23 protein-coding genes are annotated in these 24,229 nt (G+C 37.4%); 20 read left to right on the top strand and 3 right to left on the bottom strand.

Annotation, left to right across the window (positions count from 1 at the left end; translation table 11 throughout):
- Positions 1-240 precede the first annotated feature (240 nt).
- The 3 genes from ftsE (at position 241) to VXN63_RS08275 (ending at position 3,126) form a co-directional block, all read left to right on the top strand.
- Positions 241-927 (top strand): cell division ATP-binding protein FtsE, encoded by a 687-nt coding sequence (ftsE, locus tag VXN63_RS08285; protein ID WP_225743303.1) that lies wholly within the window; start codon positions 241-243, stop codon positions 925-927.
- Positions 917-1,804, top strand: a complete 888-nt coding sequence (gene ftsX / locus VXN63_RS08280; protein ID WP_327757557.1) for a permease-like cell division protein FtsX — start codon at positions 917-919, stop codon at positions 1,802-1,804. Before ftsE ends, ftsX begins: the two co-directional genes overlap by 11 nt.
- 86 nt (positions 1,805-1,890) lie before the next feature.
- Positions 1,891-3,126, top strand: coding sequence for a C40 family peptidase (locus VXN63_RS08275; protein ID WP_327757556.1), 1,236 nt, complete (start codon positions 1,891-1,893; stop codon positions 3,124-3,126).
- A 130-nt stretch (positions 3,127-3,256) separates the two neighbouring features.
- Here the strand turns inward: VXN63_RS08275 and VXN63_RS08270 are convergent, their stop codons facing one another.
- Together VXN63_RS08270 and VXN63_RS08265 are read right to left on the bottom strand one after the other, a co-directional pair.
- Positions 3,257-3,961, bottom strand: a complete 705-nt coding sequence (locus VXN63_RS08270) for an LrgB family protein (protein ID WP_327757555.1) — start codon at positions 3,959-3,961, stop codon at positions 3,257-3,259.
- Positions 3,961-4,338, bottom strand: coding sequence for a CidA/LrgA family protein (locus VXN63_RS08265; RefSeq protein WP_327757554.1), 378 nt, complete (start codon positions 4,336-4,338; stop codon positions 3,961-3,963). Before VXN63_RS08265 ends, VXN63_RS08270 begins: the two co-directional genes overlap by 1 nt.
- Before the next feature lie 187 nt (positions 4,339-4,525).
- Here VXN63_RS08265 and VXN63_RS08260 point away from each other — a divergent pair, with 187 nt between their 5' ends.
- The 17 genes from VXN63_RS08260 to VXN63_RS08180 all read left to right on the top strand — a co-directional run bounded on the left by VXN63_RS08260 (position 4,526) and on the right by VXN63_RS08180 (position 23,774).
- A complete protein-coding gene (locus tag VXN63_RS08260) occupies positions 4,526-5,728 on the top strand; it encodes a PDZ domain-containing protein (protein WP_327757553.1) in 1,203 nt (400 codons plus the stop codon).
- Positions 5,729-5,800: 72 nt separating this feature from the next.
- The gene (locus VXN63_RS08255) at positions 5,801-6,511 is read left to right on the top strand and encodes a response regulator transcription factor (RefSeq protein WP_327757552.1); all 711 of its coding nucleotides are present in this window, start codon (positions 5,801-5,803) and stop codon (positions 6,509-6,511) included.
- The gene (gene pnpS / locus VXN63_RS08250; RefSeq protein WP_327757551.1) at positions 6,508-8,304 is read left to right on the top strand and encodes a two-component system histidine kinase PnpS; all 1,797 of its coding nucleotides are present in this window, start codon (positions 6,508-6,510) and stop codon (positions 8,302-8,304) included. Before VXN63_RS08255 ends, pnpS begins: the two co-directional genes overlap by 4 nt.
- 171 nt (positions 8,305-8,475) lie before the next feature.
- Complete coding sequence (locus tag VXN63_RS08245) at positions 8,476-9,135, top strand: HD domain-containing protein (RefSeq protein WP_327757550.1); 660 nt, start codon at positions 8,476-8,478, stop codon at positions 9,133-9,135.
- 156 nt (positions 9,136-9,291) lie between these two features.
- Positions 9,292-12,150 (top strand): excinuclease ABC subunit UvrA, encoded by a 2,859-nt coding sequence (gene uvrA / locus VXN63_RS08240; protein WP_327757549.1) that lies wholly within the window; start codon positions 9,292-9,294, stop codon positions 12,148-12,150.
- Between the two features lie 242 nt (positions 12,151-12,392).
- Complete coding sequence (gene liaX / locus VXN63_RS08235) at positions 12,393-14,141, top strand: daptomycin-sensing surface protein LiaX (protein ID WP_327757548.1); 1,749 nt, start codon at positions 12,393-12,395, stop codon at positions 14,139-14,141.
- A gap of 30 nt (positions 14,142-14,171) precedes the next feature.
- A complete protein-coding gene (locus tag VXN63_RS08230; protein ID WP_327757547.1) occupies positions 14,172-14,477 on the top strand; it encodes a PspC domain-containing protein in 306 nt (101 codons plus the stop codon).
- 2 nt (positions 14,478-14,479) lie between these two features.
- Positions 14,480-14,815: a phage holin family protein gene (locus VXN63_RS08225; RefSeq protein ID WP_327757546.1), complete on the top strand. Its 336-nt coding sequence runs from the start codon at positions 14,480-14,482 to the stop codon at positions 14,813-14,815.
- Positions 14,816-15,084: 269 nt separating this feature from the next.
- Positions 15,085-16,023 carry an HPr(Ser) kinase/phosphatase gene (gene hprK, locus VXN63_RS08220; RefSeq protein WP_327757545.1) on the top strand — a complete coding sequence of 313 codons (939 nt, stop codon included), beginning with the start codon at positions 15,085-15,087 and terminating at the stop codon, positions 16,021-16,023.
- Between the two features lie 18 nt (positions 16,024-16,041).
- Positions 16,042-16,914, top strand: a complete 873-nt coding sequence (gene lgt / locus VXN63_RS08215) for a prolipoprotein diacylglyceryl transferase (RefSeq protein WP_327757544.1) — start codon at positions 16,042-16,044, stop codon at positions 16,912-16,914.
- Positions 16,915-16,943: 29 nt separating this feature from the next.
- Entirely contained in the window at positions 16,944-17,636 is a 693-nt protein-coding gene (locus VXN63_RS08210; protein ID WP_327757543.1) for an HAD-IA family hydrolase, read from the top strand.
- Entirely contained in the window at positions 17,633-18,634 is a 1,002-nt protein-coding gene (locus tag VXN63_RS08205) for an NAD(P)H-dependent glycerol-3-phosphate dehydrogenase (RefSeq protein ID WP_327757542.1), read from the top strand. Before VXN63_RS08210 ends, VXN63_RS08205 begins: the two co-directional genes overlap by 4 nt.
- 151 nt (positions 18,635-18,785) lie before the next feature.
- Positions 18,786-19,724 carry a UTP--glucose-1-phosphate uridylyltransferase GalU gene (gene galU / locus VXN63_RS08200; RefSeq protein WP_327757541.1) on the top strand — a complete coding sequence of 313 codons (939 nt, stop codon included), beginning with the start codon at positions 18,786-18,788 and terminating at the stop codon, positions 19,722-19,724.
- A 210-nt stretch (positions 19,725-19,934) separates the two neighbouring features.
- A complete protein-coding gene (locus VXN63_RS08195; RefSeq protein ID WP_327757539.1) occupies positions 19,935-20,372 on the top strand; it encodes a hypothetical protein in 438 nt (145 codons plus the stop codon).
- Between the two features lie 88 nt (positions 20,373-20,460).
- Complete coding sequence (trxB, locus tag VXN63_RS08190; RefSeq protein WP_327757538.1) at positions 20,461-21,414, top strand: thioredoxin-disulfide reductase; 954 nt, start codon at positions 20,461-20,463, stop codon at positions 21,412-21,414.
- A 234-nt stretch (positions 21,415-21,648) separates the two neighbouring features.
- The gene (locus VXN63_RS08185; RefSeq protein ID WP_327757537.1) at positions 21,649-23,382 is read left to right on the top strand and encodes a phospho-sugar mutase; all 1,734 of its coding nucleotides are present in this window, start codon (positions 21,649-21,651) and stop codon (positions 23,380-23,382) included.
- A 197-nt stretch (positions 23,383-23,579) separates the two neighbouring features.
- A complete protein-coding gene (locus VXN63_RS08180) occupies positions 23,580-23,774 on the top strand; it encodes a YgaP family membrane protein (RefSeq protein ID WP_327757536.1) in 195 nt (64 codons plus the stop codon).
- Positions 23,775-23,839: 65 nt separating this feature from the next.
- On the opposite strand, the gene VXN63_RS08175 is transcribed toward VXN63_RS08180, so the two are convergent.
- A complete protein-coding gene (locus VXN63_RS08175; protein WP_327757535.1) occupies positions 23,840-24,208 on the bottom strand; it encodes a winged helix-turn-helix transcriptional regulator in 369 nt (122 codons plus the stop codon).
- Positions 24,209-24,229 lie beyond the last annotated feature (21 nt).

Below are 24,229 nucleotides of genomic sequence, written 5' to 3'. Positions count from 1 at the left end.
CTAATTAGGCGTTTAGTGGTTTTTTAGACACTTTTAACTGGTTCTTAGCAGTTTTTTTGAGTAATGAACTCTAGAAGTGTGACTTTTTGAAATATGTTTGTAATTGGATTAAAACAGACTTATTTCTATCCAGTGATATACTAGGAAAAGCTTGAGAAATCTTAAGTTTTCCGCAAAGAGGTCTCAACATGCCTACCAGGTTTCGATGACTTTAAAACAAAATAGATAGGTGAGTATATAATGATAGAAATGTCTAATGTTTACAAGAAATACTCAAATGGTATTACAGCTATTAATGGGTTGGATGTTCGTATTGAGCAAGGTGAGTTCGTTTACGTTGTTGGTCCAAGTGGAGCAGGTAAATCTACTTTCATCAAAATGATTTATAGAGAAGAAGTTCCGACCAAAGGAACTGTTAAAGTAGGAGAATTTGATCTTGCTACTTTGAAGCCCAAAAAAATCCCACATTTGAGAAGACACGTTGGTGTAGTTTTCCAAGATTTCAAACTATTACCAAGATTGACAGTATATGAGAATGTTGCATACGCAATGCAAGTACTAGAAAAAAATCCTAAACAAATTCAAAAACGCGTACTAGAAGTTCTTGATTTAGTTGGATTGAAACATAAAGTTAGGATGTTCCCGAATGAACTATCCGGTGGTGAGCAGCAGAGAATTGCGATTGCTAGAGCAATTGCGAATATGCCGCGTGTACTGATTGCAGATGAGCCTACAGGAAACTTAGATCCTGAAACAGCTTGGGGAATCATGGAATTACTTGAAGAAATCAATAATCAAGGTACAACTGTCATCATGGCAACTCACAATAGTGAGATTGTGAACCGAGTGAGACATAGGGTTTTAGCAGTTGAAAACGGACGTATTGCCCGAGATCAAGAGGAAGGGGAATACGGATATGAAATTTAGAACAATCAAGCGTCATATTTTAGAATCACTAAGAAGCATTGTACGTAATGGCTGGATGACCTTAGCCGCGGTCAGTGCAGTAGCGGTAACTTTACTCCTAGTAGGAAGCTTTATTGCAATGTTGATGAATGTAAACAAAATCGTTTCAGACATTGAAAATGATGTGAGCATAAGAGTCCATGTCGACCTTGCAGCTGAAGAAGCAGATCGAGACAATTTACAAGCGAGTCTTGAAGGATTGAATAATGTTGAATCCGTAGAATTCTCTAGTAGAGATACTGAATTAAACAATGTTATCGGAAGTTATGGGGATGCCTTTGGACTATTCGATGGGGACAACAATCCATTGTATGATGTGTTTGTAGTTAATACAAATACGCCAGAACAAACTTCAGAAGTTGCACAGGAAGCAGAAACACTTGATTATGTTGCCGACGTAAACTACGGAGGATCAGATGCAGATCGATTGTTTGAAGTAACGAGTGTTGTGAGAAATATTGGAGCTGTTGTGATTATCGCATTGATCTTTACAGCGGTATTCCTTATTGCGAATACGATCAGAATTACCATTTTCTCAAGAAGAACAGAAATCGAGATTATGAAACTAGTAGGTGCTTCAAATTGGTTTATCAGATGGCCTTTCTTAATTGAAGGAGCATTGATTGGATTACTTGGATCACTGATTCCAGTAGGTATTATATCGTATGTATATCTTCAAGGGTATGATACTTTGATGAATGCATTGCAAGGAACCTATTATTCCTTGTTAGAACCTAATCCATTCCTGATTTTACTTGTAGCTTTACTACTGGGAATTGGAGTCGTCATCGGAAGTTTAGGATCAGCTTTATCTATTAGAAAATTCTTAAAAGTTTAAAAATCATAGTGAACGAGAATGATATTTTTCTCGTTCACTCGTACTACATAGTGTTAAAAAAAACATAATAGAAAGAGGAAAATAACTTGAATAAGAAATCAATCTTGAAATTAACTTTAGCAGCGTCTTTAGGATTTACTTATCTTGCAACACCAGCTATGCCAGTATTCGCAGCACCAGAAAATGAATCTGAGTTTAATCAAAAATTAGAAAACCTTTCTAAAGACCAAAACGAAGCTGAAAAAGAATTAGAAGCTGTCGCTTCTAAAATTTCTGAGCAAGAAGCCTCTCTAAATACTCTTATGGGCGAAATGGAAGAAACAAATACGACTTTGACTCAATTAAAAGAAGAAATCGATACATTGAACACCGTTATTGCTGATCGTGAAGTGAAATTAGAAGAGCAAGCAAGAGCTGTTCAGGTAACAGGAGATTCTAAATCGGTCTTGAACTTTTTAATGGAATCTGAATCATTAGGAGATGTTATTGGAAGACTGGACGTTGTAAATACAATCGTTTCAGCAAACCAAAACTTGATCCAGCAACAAGTGAATGATAAAGAAGTAGTGGTTTCTAAAGAAAAAGAAACCTTAGCACAACAAGAAGAGCAAACAATGAGAGCAGCAAAGATGGAAAGCCAAAAAGCTGAGCTTGAAGAAGAAAAAGCAAATCAAGAACGTTTAGTTGCTTCTATTGCAGCTGAAAAGTCTGATGTTGCAGAAGAAAAAGAATCTTTCCTTGCTGAGCAGAAAGCTGCTGAAGCATTAGTACAAGAATTACAAGCTGCTAGAGCTGCTGCTGCTGAAACAACAACGATTGCTGTTTCTAACACAACAGAAACTGCAAATGAAACAGCTGACGCTGAAGAAGAAGTCGTCAGTACTTCTTCAAGTGATTCAAATCAAGCGTCTGAAACAACTCCAGAACCGGCAAAAGCGCCTGAAGCAAGTGTACCGGCTCCTTCAAACGGCGGATCTATCACTGGGATTGCTCACGGACTTAAAGGTGTACGTTATTCATTTGGTGGCGGTACGCCAGCAGGATTTGATTGTTCAGGATTTGTACAGTATGTTTTCCGTCAAGCAGGACGTAGTATTACAAGAACAGCTGCTGGACAATACGGTGCAACTACAAGAATTTCTCAATCTCAAGCACAACCAGGCGATTTGATCTTCTTTAATCAGGGTGGATCTATTGATCACGTTGGTATTTATTTAGGTGGCGGAAGCTTTATCGGAGCGCAAACATCTACTGGTGTAGCAGTTGCTTCCTTTACTTCAGGATACTGGTCTAACTATGTAGCTGGATTTGGACGTCCTTAATTAAACAGAAATTTACGACAGCAATAATTTAAAACATAAAAAAGGTTAGTCCAGATACAGTTATAAAACTGTATTCGGACTAACCTTTTTCTTTTAATTGACTCACGGTTGCCGAAAGCTTGTCTAAAAATCAAAACGAAAGATAATACATAAAATTGGTTAAAGGTGCTAGTAAGACGTAAGCAATACCTGTCAGGATGATGGAAAGTCCAGACATTGCGCCATGAACATCTCCCAGTTCAATAGCTTTAGATGTACCCATAGCGTGTGCACCGCTTCCAAGCGCAACTCCCTGAGCGATTGGATCTGTAATATGAGTCAGCTTGAAAAGTAGCGGTCCGAGCACCGAACCTAAAGTTCCAGTTACAATAACCAACGTAATGGTTAAGGATTCTATCCCACCAAGAGAGTCTGAAACACTAATCGCAATAGCAGTGGTAATGCTTTTCGAGAAAAAAGAAGCAAAAACTTGTTGATCAAATTTGAATAAAATCATAAAGAATAAGATGACAAGTGTATGCGCGATCGTACCGATGCCGACACCTAACAAGATAGAAGGATAATGCTTCTTCAGATAGCGGAAATTTTTTTCTAGTATAATCGCTAATGAAACTGTAGCAGGCGTAATCAACGTATGAATAAATTCTCCGCCGAGTAAAAACGTTTCATATTCTATATCAAACAGAATCAGTAGACTAATAATTGTAATAACAGAAAATATCAACGGAGTAAAAATAGGGTAAGGCCAACGATTGTGTAAATGATGCCCTATAGTGTAAGCCACAATGGTCAGTAATAGACCGAACATAGGCGTATTCGTAAGTATTTCTTTCATTAAGCTTCCTCAGTTTCTTTTGGACTACTAGGGTGTCTTCGTTTTTTTGAAATCTCAATTGTTTTTCCAACAATAATCATGACAGCTGAAGTTGAAACCAATGAAATGATTGCAATCTGCCACCAAATAGAAGCGATCAGTTCAAAGTGAATCATTAAACCCACTGCAGCCGGCACAAATAGAATCGCCATATTTTGCGTTAACCAGGTGCCTACAGCTTCTACTTTTTCCATTTTCAGTAAGCCGAAATGTAGAGATAAAAACAATAAAATCATACCAATCACACTTCCTGGAACGGCAAAAGGCATAAGGTATGAGAGGAGTTCACCAAGCACAGAATAAAATAAAATCCAACCAAATTGCTGTAATAGTTTCATTTAGTTCACTCCTTTAATATACTAACTGAATTGGACCTATTCTAAACAGTATAGCATAGAGTGATTTGATCAAAAAGTCCTTTACAGACTGAAGATGATATCACCTGATAAATTCAATCCATTGCATAACTTTTTCATAAGATGTGTTAAAATAATAATGAAAGAAAATAAGAAAGGTGTAAATTAAATGAATATACTGCAAAGTTTACTACTCGCTTTCGGACTATTTTTTATTCAGCCACTATTTTTAGTTGGTGTAGCATTAGTTCTGTTAGCAAAAAGTAGAAGAATTAGTTACGACCGTAAGCAACTACGAGCGACAATCTATAAAGACAACTTTGAAATCAAACGATTTTTAGTATGGGGACTTCTTCCTGGGCTCCTATTATCGGCGCTGACGGTGTTTGCAGGGATGCCTGTTACACTTGACTGGATCATACTTTACCAGATCGTTACGATCTTATCCTTGGGATTGGGTTACCGATTTATTCATCCTATATTCACTTTCTCAGTCACTAGCTTGGTCCTACTTGCCTTGACTTATTTTGAAGTCACTACAAATCAATTTTTCTCAATGCCTGAGAACTGGTACAGCCCGCTGAATCAAGGATTGCCAGTAGCGTACGAATTGACTCAAGTGAGCTTTATTATTGCGTTATTATTATTATTAAGCACTGTACTGGTTCTCCAGACAGGAAATCTGTCTAAATTTATCCCTAGATTTTTAGCAACAAAACGAGGGAAACTAGTTGCGAAATATCGTATGACGCCTTTTTGGCTCGTACCCTTATTACTCGTTATTCCAGGAGAAGGATTTAGACCTTTCTTTGACTGGTGGCCAGTTTTTTCTGTAGGTAACCAGACCTATTCCTTTTTCTTACTGCCAGTTTTAATGGGATTGAGATATACAGTTCAGGCTCAAATACCTAAAGAAGCCAAAGAACGTTTGCTAAAAGATTTTCTAGGTTTGTCAGTAGCGGGAATGGTTTTATTCGCTTTAACATTTTGGTTGAAAGAATTTGCGATTTTTGGATTGCTTGTACTTATGATAGGTGGAGTATTCGTACTGTACCGTCACCGTAAGCGTGAGCAGAAGTGGAGTTTCCGCTTTGGTCCAGCTGAACAAGGTTTGAGAGTCATCGCCATTAGACCGGGTAGCCCTGCTGAAAAAATGGGTGTGGGCATTGGAGATGCGCTTTTAGAATGTAACGAGAGACAGCTTCATACAATAGAAGATTTAAACGAAGCGTTATTCTCAAATCGCGCCTACTGCCATTTGAAGGTAAACAGAATCGATAATGAAATCGTCTTGTCAGAAACAGCTATTTATGAAGATGATCCACATGATCTTGGGTTAATTACGCTTGAAGAAATTAAACTTGTTAAATAATCAGTTCAGAATAGAAGGTAAACATTCTATTGATCAAACTAGTTTTATACGAAAGGATTGGGATTGTAAACTATGAAAAGAGTTTTAATTGTCGAAGATGAACAGTCGATCGTCAAATTGTTATCGTATAATTTAGAAAAAGAAGGTTACCAAGTTACAGCATCTTTAGATGGAGAAGAAGGATATGAAATGGCGAGTACAGGTTCATATGATCTGATTATTCTAGATTTAATGTTACCATCTAAAGACGGAATTGATATTTGTAAGGGGCTTAGACAAGAAAAAGTAGATACACCGATTATCATGTTGACTGCAAAAGATTCTGAGATCGATAAAATTATTGGTCTTGAAATTGGAGCAGACGATTACATGACAAAACCTTTCAGTCCTAGAGAAGTCCTTGCACGTATGAAGGCCATTTTCAGAAGATATGAGAAAATCAGTGAAGTTGAAACAGAGTCTCAAAGTGAGCCTGAAAAATCCATTGTTCTTAAAGATGTCGAAATCTTCCCTGAACAGTATGAAGTTCGTTTAAAGGGAGAAGCCATTGAATGCACACCTAAAGAATTTGATTTACTTCTTTATATGGCAAGACGTCAAAATCGAATCTTGAGTAGAGAGCAGTTGTTGAATGCGATTTGGGATTATGATTTTGCAGGTGAAACCAGAATCGTAGATGTTCATATTAGTCATTTAAGAGAAAAGATAGAAGAAGATACAAAGAATCCTCAATATATTAAGACAGCCAGAGGCTTTGGTTATAAACTTGAGGAACCCAAATGAAACAGTTAAGAGGAAGAATTCTTCTCTTTTTCCTTGCGGTATTTGGTTTGTTTTCCATTATTTTCTTCTACATTTCTTCGAATGTATTTGTACAACAAGGTCTGGAACAACAAGGTGAAGATCTAAAGGCACAACTTGTTACGCTGCAAAGTCAGTTAAACGATACAATCGATTCAGAACAGGATTTAGATGAGTTGATGACAGGACTCGAAAAAGCAGCAGAAGCTGTTTCTGAAAGAATTACACTTATAGATCTTTCGGGAAGTGTAATCTACGATTCGCATGCCAATCAGGACACAGTCGAAAATCATTTGGATCGACCAGAAATTCAATCGATTTTAAATGGTGACGGTATAAGTACGTATGACCGTGTCAGTACGAGCACAGAAGACTTAAGATATTATACTGCAGCCCCTTTGTTGAGTACGGACGGGGAAACTGTAGGGATCTTGAGGTTATCAAAACGAGTAGAAGAAATGACGGGTGTTACAGATGAGTTGATTCGATTCTTACTGGTTTTTATAGGGATTTCACTTTTACTTACAGTACTGTTCACTTACTACTGGACTAGAAGAATCGGCGATCCTATTGAAGAAATCAAACAGATAACCAATAAGTTGTCTCACCAGAAATATAGTACGCGTTACCGATCGACTTCTTATCATGAAATTGATGATCTTGGAGAAACAATCAATGATCTTGCCGGAAATCTGGAGTCACAAATGCAGGAAATCAAGCAGAATGACAAACGGATGCGCGAATTGATTAATCATCTTGTCATCGGCGTCATGGTCTTGAATGAAAATAGAGAAATCACCATGGTCAATCCGATTATGAATGAGATATTGGGCGAAAATCTTTACGGAAAAATAGGACATAGTTACCTAGAAGTCTTTAAAAGTTACGGACTAAATCAATTGATTGAAGCGGCTTTTGAAAAAAACGAACTTCAAAATCGAGAGATTTCTCTGTTCCTGCAAGACGAAAGAATTGTGGATACTAATATCGTACCAATACCTGGAAGAATTCAGGGGACGACTAATTTTATCGTACTATTATATGACATAACAGAAATCAGAAGACTCGAAAAAGTGCGAACCGACTTTGTAGCAAATGCTTCTCATGAATTAAGAACACCGATAACGGCTTTAAAAGGATTTAGTGAAACTTTACTTGATGGAGCGCTAGAAGATCGAGAAGTCCTTGTTGAGTTCCTGGAAATCATGTTGAAAGAGAGTAGTAGATTAGATTTAATGGTGCAAGATATTTTACAGTTATCAAAACTGGAACAAAAACAAGTAAGAATGAATGTTGAACCTATCGAAGCTAAATCAGTCGTAAAAGAAGTCTTCCAAATCTTGCAGCAAAAAGCAGAATTAAAAGAAATGGAACTTTCTATAATAGATCATGAAAAAGTTTCTTTAGAAGTAGATCATGATCAGTTAAAACAAATTATATTGAATCTTGTAGGGAATGCAGTGTCTTATACACCTGAAAAAGGAAAAGTAGAAGTAGAAATGACTTACCTGAATCAGGAAGCGGTCATTAAAATTCGAGACAATGGTATTGGTATTCCGCAGCAAGAACAATCAAGAATCTTCGAGAGATTTTACAGAGTCGATAAAGCCCGAAGCCGGAATGCTGGTGGAACTGGGCTTGGACTATCAATCGTAAAATACCTTGTTGAGAATTTGAACGGACATATAGAATTAGTTAGTGAGGTAGGGAAAGGGACAACATTTGAAGTCTATCTACCGATTATATTCAAAAATCCATCAAGTCAAAGATGTTAGAAAGAAAACCAGCCTATTCATTAATGGCTGGTTTTTTGTTGAATCGTGATAATTGCTTTATAGGATTAAAGCATATTACAATAAATAAGAAGTTGCATTTTATAAACTTAACTGATAATATAATGAAAATTTATTCTGAGAAATATAAAATGGAGAAAGAGAGATGATCAAATGGGAATGCATGAGTATTTTAAAAGCTTAAGTGATCTAGAAAAAATCAATCGTTGTCCAGGAAAATTCAAATATGAAGAGCATTCTGTTGCAGCACACTCGTTCAAAGTGACAAAAATTGCGCAATTTTTGGGAACAGTAGAGGAGAAAGCTGGGAAAGAAGTAGACTGGCGCTCACTTTATGAAAAAGCGTTAAATCATGACTATACAGAAATTTTCATTGGAGATATTAAAACACCTGTTAAATATGCTGATCCTGATTTAAGAGAAAGATTGGCGACAGTAGAAGAAACAATGGCTCATCATTTTATAGATCAAGAGATTCCAGAAGAATTTCAAGAAGTTTATCGCAATCGATTCAAAGAAGGTAAAGATGATTCCTTAGAAGGCAAAATCTTGTCTGTAGCCGATAAAGTCGACTTATTATATGAGTCTTTTGGTGAAATCCAAAAAGGAAATCCAGAATCCTTATTTACAGAAATTTATGAGGAATCTCTGGTCACTATTCTTGAATTCAAAGAATTGGATAGTGTACAGTACTTGCTTAAGGAGATTTTACCTGATCTAATCAGTGGAGAGTTCACGAATCAGTCAGAATTAGAACGAAGAACAAGTAAGATCTTAAAAGAACGAAATGCAGAACAAACATTCGCCAATTGAGAACGTATGTGCTATAATAGACTAGAAAGAAGAGGTAGGGGAGCAATCCGCTTACCTCTTCGTTTTGTGAATCATCAAAGTATAAATAACCGTATAAGCCCCATTCAGAAATTCGTTGAAGCAGGCTAGACTTTAGTAGAGGGAATGATTTGATAAATGAGTAACGATAAAATTGTAGTTCGTGGTGCACGCTCACATAATCTCAAAGACATCGATGTAACGATACCACGCGATAAATTTGTTGTCATGACAGGTCTATCTGGTTCGGGAAAAAGTTCCCTGGCGTTTGATACGCTGTATGCTGAGGGTCAGCGTAGATACGTAGAATCTCTTTCAGCCTATGCGAGACAGTTTCTTGGGCAAATGGATAAGCCAGACGTTGATAGTATTGATGGACTAAGTCCAGCTATTTCTATTGATCAAAAGACAACGAGTAATAATCCTCGATCGACAGTTGGTACAGCCACAGAAATCAACGATTACATGAGATTGATGTATGCGCGTATTGGAACACCGTTTTGTCCAAACGATGGTACGGAAATCTCAAGCCAATCAGTAGAACAAATGGTTGATCAGATTATGGAAAGCCCAGAGAAAACAAAAATTCAAATTCTGGCACCTATCATCAAAGGAAAAAAAGGTCAGCATAAAAAAGCGCTCGACAAAATCAAATCTCAAGGGTTTGTTCGTTTAAGAGTTAATGGAGAAATGATGGATATTGGAGACGATATCGAACTTGAAAAAAACAAAAAACATACAATTGAAGTTGTAGTAGATAGAATAGTGATCAAAGAAGGTATACGTTCGCGACTATTTGAGTCCGTAGAATCTGCTTTAGGATTAGCAGAAGGATTTGTGGTTGCAGATTTTATCGGAGATAGAGAAGAATTATTCAGTGAACATTATGCTTGTCCGAAGTGTGGATTTACACTACCAAAAGTGGAGCCTAGACTCTTCTCATTTAACGCGCCTTTTGGAGCTTGTTCTGCTTGTGATGGACTTGGAACAAATTTAGAAGTTGATTTGGATTTGGTTATACCGGATCAGTCTTTATCTATAGATGACGGTGCGATTATACCTTGGAATCCAATTAGCTCGAATTATTACCCGCAGATGCTGTCACAAGCTTGTGAGCACTTTGGAATTAAAACAGATATTCCGTTCGAAGAAATGCCTGAAGCAGACCGAGATATTGTATTAAATGGATCTAAAGATAAGAAATTTCATTTCCACTACAAAAACGATTTCGGTAGTGTCAGAGACACGATGATTCCCTTTGAAGGTATCTTACCGAATGTTGCCAGAAGATATAAAGAAACGAATAGTGATTTCACTAGAAATCAGATGCTTCAATATATGACCGAACTGGAATGTCCAGTTTGTAAAGGGAAAAGACTGAATAGAGAAGCTTTGTCTGTAAAAGTGCTTGGAAAAGATATTGGAGATGTTAGTGGATTCTCTATTGAAGAGGCACACAATTTCTTTGATAAAATGGATTTATCTTCTCGTAATACTACGATTGCTTTGCCTATTCAGAAAGAAATTCTCGATCGCTTAAGATTTTTGAAGAATGTTGGGTTAGATTACCTTACACTTAGTCGTAAAGCGGGAACCTTATCTGGTGGAGAAGCTCAGCGTATACGATTAGCAACGCAAATTGGATCGAATCTTTCTGGAGTATTATATATACTTGATGAACCTTCTATAGGATTACACCAAAGAGACAATAATCGCCTGATTGATTCACTTAAAAATATGCGTGACCTAGGAAATACGCTGATTGTCGTTGAACACGATGAGGATACGATGCGTGCGGCAGATCATTTGATCGATATTGGCCCTGGTGCTGGAGAACATGGCGGAAACATCGTTGCAAGTGGAACACCTGAAGAAATCGAGCATAACAAAAACTCATTAACAGGTGCTTACTTGTCAGGAGAGAAATTTATCGCTGTTCCTGAAGTTCGTCGCTCAGAAGATTTAGGAGCGATCGTGATTAAAGGTGCTAAAGAAAACAATCTGAAAAATGTGGACGTTACTTTTCCACTTGGACGATTTACTGCAGTGACTGGAGTATCAGGATCTGGTAAAAGTTCACTTGTAAATGGTATTTTAAGAAAAGCTTTATCTAGAGAAATCGGACGTTCTAAAGTCAAACCTGGCTTGCACAAAAGTATCAGTGGATATGAAGATATTGAAAAAATTATCAATATCGATCAGAGCCCAATTGGACGGACACCTAGAAGTAATCCGGCAACGTATACAAGTGTTTTTGATGACATCAGAGATTTATTTGCTAAAACGAATGAAGCGAAGATGCGTGGTTACAAAAAGGGTCGCTTTAGTTTTAACGTAAAAGGTGGACGCTGTGAAGCATGTAAAGGTGACGGTATCTTGAAAATTGAGATGCACTTCCTCCCTGATGTGTATGTACCTTGTGAAGTTTGTCATGGAACGAGATATAACTCAGAGACATTAGAAGTTAAGTATAAAGGTAAGAGTATTGCAGAAGTCCTTGAGATGAATATTGAAGAAGCAGCAGAATTCTTCGAGAACGTACCGAAGATCTCAAGAAAGATGCAAACGATTATCGATGTCGGTTTAGGGTATATGACGCTTGGACAGCCCGCAACAACATTGTCTGGTGGAGAAGCTCAACGAATGAAACTAGCTAGCGAGCTGCACAAAAGACAAAGTGGACATAACTTCTATATTTTAGATGAGCCGACAACAGGTCTTCATGCAGATGATATTTCCAGATTGATTGTTGTACTAGATCGACTTGTAGAAGCGGGTAACACTGTTTTAGTGATTGAACACAATCTGGACGTCATTAAAGTAGCAGATTACGTCATTGATCTTGGCCCTGAAGGTGGAGCAGGTGGCGGTACGATTCTTGCAACAGGTACACCAGAAGATTTGGCAGAAGTAAAAGAAAGTTATACAGGGTATTATCTTAAAGAAGTACTTGATAAAGAAACTAAACGCAAAGAAAAGCTCAAAAGTAAAAACTAATTCGTTTAAAACCTTCAGAGGGTATCCTTTGGAGGTTTTTTAGTCTGCTTGGTATGATTTGATTAAATAAAATAACCCTCAAATATCAGTCGTAAGTCCTATGACTTTTTTTCAGATCTGTTGCATACTATAGATACGGGTAGAAGAAAACCTCTATTCTAATTGTAGTTAACAGAAAGTTAAAAATACTGTAATAACCAATTGACGACAACGTAGTGAAGAATCGAATGGGAGGAAAAAACATGCAAGAGAGAGAACGAATTTTAGAATTAGTTAAAAGTGGTGTCATCTCAACTCAAGAAGGTTTAGATTTACTGGAGTCTTTAGTTAAAAAAGAAAACAAGAAAAATGAGTATAAAGAATTTGATCAAAATGATTCATTCAATGAAACAATAGATGAGGAAGAAGAAACAGAATTTGTTTCTGCGGATGATCAAGAAACAGAAGATTCGGAAGAAGTTGAAAAAGCAGAGCGCAATGCTGAATTAGAAAAAGAGTTAGAAAGCTTAGCGACTGAAATCAATCAGTATTCTGTTGAACTGGATCAAGTAAACAATACTTTGTCAGAAACAAAAAGAAAGTTAGACAATAAAAAAGCAGAACTTTATCACTTACAAGAAGGTTCTAAAGAAAGAAAGAGTCAAGAACGTTCAGAAATCGAAACGGACTTAAAAAACTTAGAAAAAGAACTATCATTGATTCAAAAAATTGATGAACTAGATAACACAGAAGCCGTCGCTGAATTAAAAGCGGACATCCAATCTAAGCAAGGTGCGCTAACAGAATTAGAAGAAAGACAAGAGCCGGAAACAGCTGAAAGAATGCAGACATTAAGAGAAGAAATCAGCGAACTAGAAGTAGCGTTTGAGAACGTACAGAAACAAAAAATTTCGGTTATGAAACAACTTCATGCAACTAAAATGAAACAGTGGACCAATAAGGCTAAACAAGTTTCTGAAAGAATTGAAATTCCAGAAAATTGGAAAGATGAAGCATCTGAAACCCTTAATAAAGCAGGGAAGCAGCTTGAAGTAAGTGGGAAAGAATTGGGTAAATTCATTCGTGAATCTGTTTCTTCAACAATGAAGAGCGATACTGCGAAGACTGTAAAAGGCTCATTCAATTCAGCTCTTGAGAATTTTGATTGGAAAGATATTAATATCAGAGTACCTAAACTAGCGTCTACTAACTTTGAACATGAGTGGACATTTGAAAATACTACAGCAAGTATTTTAGACTTTAAATTAGCAAATGGTAAACTAAAACTTAAAACAAGCTCAGATGACACAATCAAGGTTTCTGCAAAAGTTAAACTTTATGGTAAAATAGAGGAAGAAACACCATTAGAAGCTTTTGAAGAACGCAGTCAAATTGAACTGGACGAAGATAAATTTGTCTTCCACGTTCCGAATAAACGTATAGAAGCCATCGTTACAATCTCTTTACCTAAGCGTGTTTATGATTACACATCTATCAAGCTGCTAAATGGTGATGTTCAATTCAAATCATTTAAAGGTAAAGACGTGTTCGTAAAATCTACGAATGGAAATATGACGTTCAAAGATACAAACGCGGTGATGTTAGAAGTTAAAGGAACAAACGGAACGGTTCAAGTTCAAGACTCTGATATTAGAGACTTTCTTGTCAGCACAGTCAGTGGTTCAATCGTATTTAATGGAGCACCGTTAAGTGCAGACGTATCCACTACTAATGGAGACGTTAAATTGACGTTGAACAACAAAGAAATGACACGTATCAAAGCAAATTCTGTCAACGGAAGCGTCAAAATCGCTATTCCAAAAGAACTGGATATCGAAGGCGAAGCAAAAACAGTCTTTGGAGTAGTGAAATCAAGATTATCTGATATTGATGTACAGTCAAAACAAGACACAAAGCTTAAATTCAATCGAATCAGACAAGGAAAAGCACTTCAACTGACAGCTCAGACAACTTCTGGTAATATTCTTTTGAAAGATACAGACGAAGCATAAATTTAATCAAATTAAAGGTGGTTCAGTACAATGGGAAATTTAAGAAAATCTAAAGATAATTCGGTTATTTTCGGAGTCTTGGGTGGCATAGGAGAATATTTTAATGTTGACCCAGTACTCTTACGCGTCATCGTAGTTGTCGCAACTTTTGCAGGAGTAGGTCTAACTGTTCCGTTATATCTGTTTGCTGCTTTGCTAATGCCTGATGGTAAAAGCTCTAAAAAATCAGGAACTTACCATACATTTAAAGATCGTCCTAATCCGTTTTCTGACGCTAAACCGTCGCAAAGAAAAGAAGCTGAAAAAGTGGACGAGGATGACTGGAGTGACTTTTAATTATGAAATGGTGGCAAAAAATTCTTGCTAACACGATTATATTTCTAGCGTTAGCTGGATTTCTGGATGGATTTAGAATTGCGACTTGGGAAACGGCTTTAATTGCAGCTGTAGTTTTTGCTGGATTGAATTTATTTGTTAAACCCGTTCTAGTGATTCTATCCCTTCCGATCACTTTTTTGACGCTAGGACTTTTCTACTTCGTGATTAATGGCTTAATGCTTTGGTTTACTGCATCATTGGTGAGTGGATTCGAATTTAGTTCTTTCGGTATGTCACTGATTGTTGCCTTGGTCGTGTCTGCATTAAATGCATTTTTCAGCAGCGGATATGAGTAAGAAGACTAGCTTCAAGAGGCAAGACAAATTAAGTGTAACCTTCAGAGTCAGTTCTTTAGCTGATTCTGAAGGTTTTTTTATTGCATGATTATGTATCGTTCTCTTGATTTATTCACTATAAACCGTACATCAATTGTGATATGATGTAAGTGCTTATTCATTTTATAAGTAAAATTTGATTCGTTTTAAAAGTATATAAATCTTATAAAATCATGGTTCGATGCAAAACGTTTTAGTATAAGCATTCAATCGTAGTAAAGGAGCTTAACATGGCGAACACAGTTACAATAAAACAATTAGTTGAAGCAATGAATGATATTCATGTCGTCGTCGGAGAAGAGCATCTTGAACGAAAAATCACCATCAGTGATTTATCCAGACCGGCATTGGAACTTACGGGATATTTTAGTTTTTATCCTCAAAACAGAATACAGTTATTAGGTAGAACAGAATTGTCTTTTGTTGAGCGTATGACAAGTGATGAGCGCTATATTATCATGAAAAGAATGTGCCAGGGAGATACTCCGGCATTTTTAGTTTCAAGAAATCAGGAGCCACCAAAAGAACTGATCAAGGCAGCTTCAGAAAAAGGAATTCCTGTTCTAGTCTCTACTAGACCAACAACTAGACTTTCTTCTAATGTTACAAACTTTTTGGAAGAACGACTGGCAGAAAGAATTTCTCAACACGGCGTATTAGTAGATATTTACGGTATGGGTGTATTAATTATTGGAGATTCTGGAATTGGGAAATCAGAGACCGCTTTGGAACTGGTTCAGCGGGGGCATCGGTTAGTTGCTGATGACCGTGTTGAACTTTACATGATGGATGAGAACCGTATTATCGGTGAGCCACCTGAAATCCTGCGTAATCTAATTGAAATTCGAGGAATTGGAGTCATTGATGTAGTGAATTTATTTGGTGTCGGATCAATTCGTTCGAGCAAAACAGTCGATTTGGTCATGAATTTAGAGCATTGGGATCGTAACCGTCAGTACGATAGACTGGGGAACAATCTTGAAAATATGAGGTTCTTTAACGTAGATGTGCCTAAGTTATCTATTCCAGTTCGTATCGGTCGAAATCTATCAATTATTATTGAGATTGCTGCAATGAATATCCGAGCGAAACAAATGGGATATGATGCTACCGAAACATTTGAACGTAATTTAGGACAGTTGATCAAGAAAAATTCGCAGGATATATAGTATGGAGGATTCAATGTTATGAACGTTAGTTTAGGAGCGATTGATCCGATTGCTTTTCAATTTGGGCCATTAAGAGTGGCCTGGTATGGAATCATTATTGTATTCGGTATGTTTGTTGCCGTCTGGTTGAGTATCAAAGAAGGTGAGAAAAGAGGAATCGAAGAAGACTTTATAGTCGATTTGGCTTTTCGGATCATTCCAGCTGGTCTAATCGGTGCGCGGCTATACTATGTGCTCTTTGAGCTGGATGTCTACCTTCAGGACCCTATCCGCATATTCTATATATGGGAAGGCGGTATCGCAATCTATGGGGGGCTATTAGCAGGATTTGCAACGCTCGTCTGGTATACCAAAAAGAAAGATATAGCTGTCTGGCTTTTACTAGATGTTCTTGCGCCTCACGTTATGATTGCTCAAGCAATTGGCCGTTGGGGAAATTTTGTGAATCAAGAAGCTCATGGTGGAGAAGTTGCACGGTCGTTTTTAGAACGATTGATGTTACCAAATTTCATTATTGAACAAATGAACATACAAGGCACGTATTACCATCCAACCTTCCTATATGAATCTCTATGGAACTTGGTTGGCTTTATCATCTTAATGGTCGTCCGTGGTAAAGATGGCGTTCTAAGAAGAGGAGAAACGGCGCTAGGATACGTAGCCTGGTATAGTTTGGGTCGTATCTGGATAGAAGGGATGCGGACAGATAGTTTATACATCGGACCTTTACGTGTTTCTCAAGTGCTTTCTGGTGTCTTACTGATCGTTGCGGTATCGCTGATTCTTTACAGAAGATTTTATGCCTATCCAACACCGCCTTATTACACAGAAGGTATGCTACCTGAAAGAACCTTTGCAGAAAAAAAGAAAAAATCTAAACTTAAAAAATAAAGATATAGTAGCTTAGAAAGGACATTATTTTGGAATATACAGCAGCATTATTTGATTTCGATGGCACGCTTGCCAACTCGAACGAGTTGATCAACCGTACACACCTGACGATTTTAGAAGAACTTTTTCCAGGGGAATATACACTTGATTCGGTTCGACAATTCAATGGACCGTCTCTTACAGAGGTTTATGGAACATTAATTCCCGACCGAGCAGAAGAAATCATTCAGCGTTACCGTGCGCTTAATTCTGATCTGCACGATGGTATGATTTCTTTATTCGATGGAGTATCTGAGGAATTGAAACAGTTGAAAAAAAGCGGTGTGAAATTAGCAGTTGTATCAACTAAACGTAATGATATGATTGAAAGAGGTATTGAAGTCCTGGGACTACAAGGATTGTTTGATGTCGTTATTGGATCAGATTCCTACACGTATTTTAAGCCAAATCCTGAGCCCGTATATAGAGCTCTTGCAGCATTAAATGTTGATCATAATCAAGCGATTATGATTGGCGATAACAATCATGACATTGAAGCTGCCACAAATGCAGGAATCCCAAGTGTATTTGTAGAATGGTCTCAAAAGACCACTGCAGAAATTGCACCTTACAATCCTACTTACAGCGTGAAGAATATGTCAGAGTTAACAGAATTAATTTTAGGGAGCTCCAAAGAGCAACTGGATGCGATTGGGGAGTTAGAGGGGGTACCTAAACAGTGAACACAAAAGTAGCTGTTTTAGGAGCTGGATCATGGGGGACTGCTTTATCTAAAGTTCTTCTAGAAAATGGACACCAGGTAAATCTTTGGAGTCGTAATCAAACTCAAGTTGATGAAATCAACGAACATCATACGAACCAGTCCTACCTTCCAAATTCAACGTTACCTGAAAACTTAAAAGCAACAACCGATCTTAAGTTGGTAGTAGAAGCAGCAGACGTTATCGTGTTCGTCGTGCCAACAAAGGCAATTAGAGACTTGGCTAAACAAGTCAACGACGTCACCGTTAGTCCAAAGCTCATTATTCATGCATCAAAAGGACTAGAACAAGTATCGCATAAAAGGATTTCTACCATACTGGAAGAAGAAATTTCTTTTGCGAATAGAACAGCAGTCGTTGCTTTATCTGGACCTAGTCATGCTGAAGAAGTCATGGCGGAAGATTTAACGACAATAACAGCAGCATGTGAAGACGAACAGAGCGCAAGAACGGTTCAAACTTTATTTTTAAATGACTATTTCAGAGTGTATACAAACCAAGATATAATAGGTGTTGAAATTGGTGCGGCACTAAAAAACATCATAGCCGTAGGAGCCGGAGCGATTGCCGGAATGGGCTTTGGAGATAATGCTAAGGCTGCATTGGTCACAAGAGGGCTTGCAGAAATCACCAGACTAGGTGTCGCTATGGGAGCTGAACCTTTGACCTTCATGGGACTTAGCGGTGTCGGTGACTTGATCGTAACTTGTACAAGTCCGCACTCCAGAAACTGGAGAGCTGGAAATTTACTCGGAAAAGGACAGCAAGTAGAGACAATTTTAAAAGAAATGGGTATGGTTGTGGAAGGGATTTCTACTACAAAAGCTGCCTACGAACTTGCTCAAGAGTATAAAATCGACATGCCAATCACAGAAGCTATCTATAAAGTAGTTTATAGTGATGCAGAAGTAAAATATGTTATACTAAATTTAATGCAGCGAGAAGGAAAATCAGAATAATCTCTGATATCCCATTATGTCCACAATGTAATTGAGTGTAGTATCTAAATGTGTTTAAAAGATTCAAATGTAGGAGGAGGGCGAGAGCCTTTCTACATAATTTTGTTATATGAAGGAGAACAGTATGAAAAGGGAAAAGGAGAAGAAAGAAATGAAAAAAGTTAGAAAAGCGATTATTCCTGCAGCAGGATATGGAACACGTTTTCTTCCAGCTACTAAAGCAATGCCAAAAGAAATGATTCCAATCGTGGATAAACCAACGATTCAGTTTATCGTTGAAGAAGCCATTGCTTCAGGCATTGAAGATATTCTGATCATTACCGGAAAGCTTAAACGTCCAATTGAAGATCACTTCGATTCTAACCCTGAACTTGAAGAAAGTCTTAAAGCTAAAGGGAAGCATGACTTATTAAAACTTGTTGAAGAAACAACTGGTTTGAACTTGTACTTCGCTAGACAATCTTATCCACTAGGACTAGGACATGCAGTTCTTCAAGCGAAAGCATTTGTTGGCGATGAGCCTTTCGTAGTCATGCTTGGAGACGATATCATGGCTGATGAAGTGCCATTGACTAAACAGCTTATTGAAGGTTATGAAAAAACACATGCATCTAATATTGCTGTTATGCGTGTGCCACACGAAGAAACTTCTAGTTACGGAATCATTGATCCTGAAGCAGAAGCTGAAGAAGGTCTTTATAATGTTCGTAAATTTGTAGAGAAACCTCAACCAGAAGATGCTCCAAGTGATTTGGCGATTATTGGTCGTTACTTATTAACACCACAAATCTTTGATTTACTTGAAAAACAAGAGCCAGGTGTTGGTGGAGAAATCCAATTGACAGACGCAATTGATGCGTTAAACAAGACACAACGCGTTTTTGCAAAAGAATTTAAAGGCGATCGTTTTGATGTCGGCGATAAATTCGGATTCTTGAAAACAACGATTCAATATGGTTTGACACATCCACAAGTTAAAGATAACTTGAGAAGCTATATTGTTGAACTAGCAAAAGAATTGGAAAACGGTGGCGGAGAAACAAAAATGGACGCTGAATCACATGAATTAGAAGACAAGAAATCAAAATAATCTTAATTGAAACATTGCCTGCTTAATGAAGCGGGCAATGTTTTTTATACGAAAATAGATCGATAGATTTAAAATATCTGTGTATCTGATATAATAGATGTATCTTAAAACTGTCAATATAATATTTTCAAATACATCTATTTACAATCAGGTACAAAAGTTATACCATTGATAGAGTTGCTTTGATTGTTGATGAGGGGAGTGTCTTGTATGAGACAAGCGAATGAACACCAGATTATTTCACTCATTCCAAACGCCAGAACTTATTATGGACGGGCAATGATTGCTTACGAAAAAAAAGACTTAAAAAAAGCGGAACAACATTTTAAAACTGGACTCAGTCTTGCGGAAAATAAAGATGAAAGAATATTTGGGAAAGTACAGTTAGCTTTGATTTACCAGCATTCTTTCAGATTCGAAGAATCTATTGCCGTACTCAATGAAGTCTTAGAAAAAGAATCCGAAAAGTATTATGACGTTTACTTCTTTCAAGCAACGAACTATATTCATCTTAATGATTATAAAACAGCGGAAGCTATGCTGGATGTGTATAGAGCTTCCAGACAGAATGGAACCTATTCTGATGAAGCTGATGAGATGAAGAAAATGATTGAACAACAAATGACAGAAAATCATCACAAAGATTAAAACTTACTAAAAGTAAGTCAGTGTAGTGGAATAAAAGACTCGATTTCTACTATAATAAGTATAAGAACAAGTGAGAGGGGCTCTCTAAATGGAAATTATTGAAAAAATATATGATGTTATTGTTATCGGCGCTGGTCCAGGAGGATTAACTGCTGGACTTTATGCTTCACGTTCTAATCTATCAACTTTGATGTTAGACCGTGGACTGCCAGGTGGACAGATGAACAATACTGCTGAAATTGAGAATTATTCTGGTTTTAGTAGTATTTTAGGACCTGACTTATCAACTAAAATGTATGAGGGCGCGCAACAATTTGGTGCTGAATATGCTTATGGAGATGTTCAGGAAATTATCAATGGCAAAGAATACAAAGAAATCGTTACTTCAAGCAAGACTTTTCGCACACGTTCGATCATTTTGGCTACAGGTGCTGAGCATAAAAAGCTTGGTGTAACTGGAGAAGCAGAATTCAACGGTAGAGGCGTATCATACTGCGCGGTCTGTGATGGAGCATTCTTTAAAGGTAAACATGTTGTCGTTGCCGGTGGAGGCGATTCAGCTGTTGAAGAAGGAACTTACCTGACTCAATTTGCAAGCAAAGTAACCATTGTTCATAGAAGAGATTCTCTTCGTGCTCAAAAAATCCTTCAGGATAGAGCATTTAAAAATGAAAAAATCGACTTTGTATGGGATTCTGTTATCGAAGAAATCGAAGGAGACCAAGCAGTTAGTGGCGTCCGTATTCGTAATCTTAAAACAGGGGATGTTTCAACTCTCGAAGCACAAGGTACCTTCATTTATATCGGAATTTTACCTAATTCTGATCAATTCCGTTCTTTAGGTATTACAGATGAAGAAGGATGGATCGAAACGGATGAAAACATGGAATCAAAAGTATCGGGTATTTTTGCTATTGGAGATGTCCGTAAAACAGTCTTGCGTCAAGTAGCTACAGCCGTTGGCGATGGATCAATTGCCGGAAATGCTGCATTCCAATATGTTGAAGAACTTAAAGAACAGCTTGAAAAAATACACGCATAAATCACATGCATTTAAAAAAGTGAATAGAGAACAATTTAAAAGTACAGAAATAGTGGTCGGCGACAGTCGCACATGCTATTTTTGTACTTTTTTTTATTGTTAAATACGATACAAACTAGTATAATGAAAGTTGTTATGAAAGCCTTTTATGTCAATATCATGCATAATATAAACAAAAATGGTACAATTATATCAATATAAAAAATAAAATGACTAAAAAGAGAGGTTTTAAAAATGAGCTGGCAGGATACTTATACTACTTGGAAAAACTATACTGATTTAGATTCCGACGTACTGAAAGATTTAGAAAAAAATGAACAGGACGAATCGAAACTAGAGGATGCTTTCTACGCACCACTGGAGTTTGGTACAGCAGGTATGAGAGGGATCATTGGCGCAGGGATCAACCGAATGAACGTGTACACTGTTCGTCAAGCGACTGAAGGTCTTGCATTGTTTATTGAAAAAGAACAAGGCGAAGAGGCTAAAAAACGTGGCGTTGCGATTGCTTATGATTCACGTCATATGTCCAGAGAATTCGCATTTGAATCAGCAAAAACACTAGGTGCACATGGAATCAAGGCTTATGTATTCGAAAGTCTTCGTCCGACACCTGAGCTTTCATTTGCCGTTCGTCATCTTCAAGCTGCTGCTGGAATTATGATCACTGCTAGTCATAATCCTCCTGAATATAATGGATATAAAGTTTACGGAGAAGACGGTGGACAATTACCGCCTAAAGAAGCAGATGCACTGACTTCACTTGTTAGAAGTGTAGAAGATGTGTTGTCTATTGAAGTAGCAGATGAAAAAGAAATGTCAAATTCAGGATTACTGGAAATCATAGGAGAGAATGTTGATAAAGCATACTTAGAAGCTATGAAGACCGTAACGATTGATCCTAATTTGATTGAAAGAGTCGCGAAAGATTTAACAATTGTCTTCACGCCGCTTCATGGTACAGGAAAGATGATTGGAGAAAAAGCGTTGAAACAAGCTGGATTCCGTAATGTGCATTTAGTACCAGCACAAGCTGAACCAGATCCTGAGTTTTCAACGGTTAAATCACCGAATCCTGAAGATCCGGCAGCTTTTGAAATGGCGATTGAATTAGGCTGTGAAGTAGATGCAGACTTGCTAATCGCAACTGACCCGGATGCAGACCGTTTGGGACTGGCCGTTAGAACAGCAAAAGGACAATACGAAGTTCTTTCAGGTAACCAGATTGCAAGTTTGATGCTGGATTATATATTAAAAGCGCATCGTAAAACGGGCATTTTGCCTCAAAATAGCGTTATATTGAAATCAATCGTATCAAGTGATTTGCCTAAAGCCATTGCTGAAAAAAATGGTGTAAAAACGATTGATGTTCTAACAGGATTCAAATTTATCGCTGAAAAGATCAAGCATTTTGAAAATGATCAGTCTAATACGTTTATGTTTGGTTTTGAGGAAAGTTACGGCTATCTTGTTCAACCGTTCGTACGCGACAAAGATGCCATGCAGGCGCTTGTTTTGTGTGCTGAAATGGCTGCATACCATAAAGAACTTGGATATAGCTGTTTTGATGCACTTCAAGATCTTTACCACGAGCACGGACACTACAAAGAAAAAACCATTTCAATCACAATGGACGGCATTCAAGGTGCTCAAAAAATCAATGACTTGATGGATTCATTGAGAAATGATTCTCCAACTAGTTTCGGAGAAATCAAGATTCAAGAAATAGAAGATTTCAAAACAAGTAAACGTACAAACTGTGATGGAGAAGTAGAGACAATCGATATGCCTTCAGCAGATGTGTTGAAATATCGCTTAGTTGATTCTAGCTGGATTGCAGCACGTCCATCAGGTACAGAACCTAAAATTAAATTCTATATCGCTGCCTTTGATGATTCAGGAGTAGCTGTGGAAGAGAAAATTGAATCATTTGAAAAAGCCATTCAATCAATTGTAGATGGTCAATAAATGCACCAATTAACCCCTAGGATAATCTGTTGAAAATCAGATTATCCTAGGGGTTTTGTTAATCAAAATCAGTTTACTCAAATTATAAGCGAGAATTTCCAGTAAATAAAGATGTCTTGAGGGGTATTTCTTTTGGAATATCCACAAGTCTTTTATAATCAACGTATAGCCTTATAAGAATGAAAGGAAGTGAACTTATGGACAAGAATGTTGGAGAAATGGAAAGTATTGCCCGCATCGTATTTGGAGCAGCACTAGTCCCTAACTTAATTTTCGCAAAAGGTATTGGGAAAGTATTAGGAATCATCGGTATTGGATTGCTTGCATCAGGTAAAACTCAAAAATGTAGTATGTATCAAGCAATGGGTAGAAGTACCTATGATGGTAAATAATCAGTTGAACTGTTTATTTTAATAAAGACAAAGATTACGAAAAAAACCAGGCAGAAACCGCTGATTTAGGGTCTGCCTGGTTTTTCAGTTGTCAGCTTATTTGTTTCAAGAAAATCAGCATAATCATCTCCCCAAGAGCAGATGGCAGATACCACTGGTTCTAGAGAACGTCCGATATCGGTCAGTGTGTAATCGACTTTTGGTGGAACTACAGGGTAGATGGTACGGTAAATAATCTGGTCTTCTTCCAGTTCCCGTAACTGGCGAATCAGCATTCGTTGGTTGATGTCGGGAAATGTTTTCTGGAGTTCGCTTAACCTTAAGGAAGGTTGGTTCAAAAGAGCCCAAATCAGACTGATTTTCCATCTGCCGCCCACAACTGACAAAGCGAGATCTTTGCTAGTAGGAAATGATTTATGTTTATACTCTATCATGTGATTGAATCCTTTCTACTA

The sequence above is a fragment of the Marinilactibacillus sp. XAAS-LB27 genome (genome assembly GCF_036039175.1).
Classification (GTDB): Bacteria; Bacillota; Bacilli; order Lactobacillales; family Carnobacteriaceae_A; genus Marinilactibacillus.
The sequence above is the reverse complement of the archived record's forward strand: the minus strand, read 5'-3'. Positions and strand labels throughout refer to the sequence as shown.